Annotated in this window: 2 protein-coding genes; both read left to right on the forward strand. The window is 67.1% G+C overall.

Going from position 1 to position 1,963, the window contains the following annotated elements; translation table 11 throughout:
• The first annotated feature begins 141 nt into the window (after positions 1-141).
• On the forward strand, positions 142-747 hold the full coding sequence (locus tag EN742_RS33390; RefSeq protein WP_126055343.1) for a CDP-alcohol phosphatidyltransferase family protein: 606 nt from the start codon (positions 142-144) through the stop codon (positions 745-747).
• On the forward strand, positions 744-1,963 hold a 1,220-nt coding region (locus EN742_RS33395), incomplete at its 3' end, for a bifunctional alpha/beta hydrolase/class I SAM-dependent methyltransferase (protein WP_128333792.1). The genes EN742_RS33390 and EN742_RS33395, both read left to right, overlap by 4 nt.

Genomic DNA, 1,963 nt, shown 5'->3' on the forward strand with positions numbered 1-1,963 from the left:
CGTCGCAAGCGCGCGCACGCCACCCTTGCGTCTTGACCGCCGATTGACCATCCTCTTGCCAGGTCGTGCATCCAGAAGGAGTCGCGGCATGGGGTTTTTGGCGCATGGGATCCATGCGCGGGCGCGGTTGGGGGATCGCATATGCCGACGCTTTATGCGTTGAAACCAGCCTTCCAGGCGAGGCTGCGGCCGCTGGCCGATCGCCTGGCCAGCGCCGGCGTCACCGCCAACCAGATCACGCTGCTGGCCGCTGGCCTTTCCGTCGCCACCGGCGTGGTGGTGGCTGCCTTCGCGGCCCATCCGGCCGTATTCCTGCTGATGCCGGTGGCGCTGTTTACGCGCATGGCGCTCAACGCGATCGACGGCATGCTGGCACGGGAACATGGGCAGGCGTCAAAACTCGGCATGTATCTCAACGAGCTCTGCGACGTCGTCTCCGACCTGGCGCTGATCCTCGCTTTCGCCGCCCTCTTCCCGGCCTGGGGCGTGGTCGCCTTCGCGATCATGGCGGTCATCGTCGAGTTCGCCGGCGTGCTCGGCATCGCCGCGGGGGCGGCGCGCGACTATGCAGGGCCGTTCGGCAAGAGCGACCGGGCGCTGGCGCTGGGCGTCATCGGCGCGTTGATCGTTTTCGGCCTGTGGCCGGTGGCACTCACGCCCTTTGTGTTTCCGGCGCTCGCAACACTGTCGCTGGCGACCGCCATCAACCGGATACGCAGCGGCCTTAGAGGAGCAGTCGGGCAATGAGCGACCTCGGGGGCAACACCATGATCCATCAGCAGAATATCGCCGCAGCAGCACCGGCGAGCCTCCAACGCGTGGCCGAGGAGCGGACCTTCAAGACCCATGACGGCACCGAGATCTTCTACCGCTACTGGCCGGCGCTCGGCGAGCAGCCCAGGGGCGCCATCCTTCTCTTCCATCGCGGCCACGAGCATGGCGGGCGAATGGCGCATCTGGTCGACGAGCTCGCAATGCCCGGCTACGCCTTCTACGCCTGGGACGCGCGCGGCAACGGCCGCTCGGCCGGCGAGCGCGGCTATGCGCCGTCCTTCGCCGCGCTGGTGCGCGACATCGACTGCTTCGTGCGCGAGATCGCCCGCGACGGTTTTTCCCAGCGTGACGTAGCACTCATCGCGCAATCCTTCGGCGCCGTGCTCGCCGCCGCCTGGGTGCATGATTATGCGCCCGACATCCGCGCGCTGGTGGTGGCTTCGCCCGCCTTCTCGGTCAAGCTCTACGTGCCCTTCGCCAAGGAGGGTATCGCGCTCTGGCAGCGGCTCAAGGGGCGCTTCTTTGTCAATTCCTACGTCAAGGCCAAGTTCCTGACGCATGATCCGGAGCGCATCGCCTCCTTCGACGCCGATCCGCTGATCACGAGGCCGATCGCCTCCAACATACTGGTCGAGCTCTACACGCATGCCGCCCGCATCGTCGCGGACGCGCGCGCCATCACCGTGCCGACACAGCTGCTGATCTCGGGCGCCGACTGGGTGGTGCGGCACGGCCCGCAGCACGAATTCTTCGTCAACCTGGCAAGCCCCGCCAAGGAGCGGCATGTGCTGCCCGGTTTCTTCCACGACACGCTGGGCGAGCGCGACCGCAAGTACGCGCTCGACCTAGTCCGGCCATTCCTCGAAAAGCAGTTTTCAGCGCCGGAGAAGCCTGCCGACCTGACCGCGGCCGACCGCTCCGGCTACACGCGCGACGAGGCCGACAGGCTCGCCTCCCCGCTGCCGCTGCTGTCGCCCAAGGGCCTCTACTGGGCGATGAGCCGCGCCTTCATTCGCATCGGCTCCTGGTTCTCCACCGGCCTCAAGACGGGGATCACCACCGGCTTCGATTCGGGCTCCACCCTTGACTACGTCTATGAGAACGACGCCCGGGGTGAGACCCATCTCGGCCGCATGATCGACCGCACCTTCCTCGACGCCATCGGCTGGCGCGGCATACGCCAGCGCAA

Origin of the sequence: Mesorhizobium sp. M4A.F.Ca.ET.020.02.1.1, assembly GCF_004022645.1 — a bacterium.
In the GTDB taxonomy this organism is placed as follows: domain Bacteria; phylum Pseudomonadota; class Alphaproteobacteria; order Rhizobiales; family Rhizobiaceae; genus Mesorhizobium.

What these genes read in the sequence shown, in the direction of transcription:
- EN742_RS33390 (WP_126055343.1), top strand. Translation starts at nt 142, where the DNA reads ATGCCGACGCTTTATGCGTTGAAACCAGCCTTCCAGGCGAGGCTGCGG.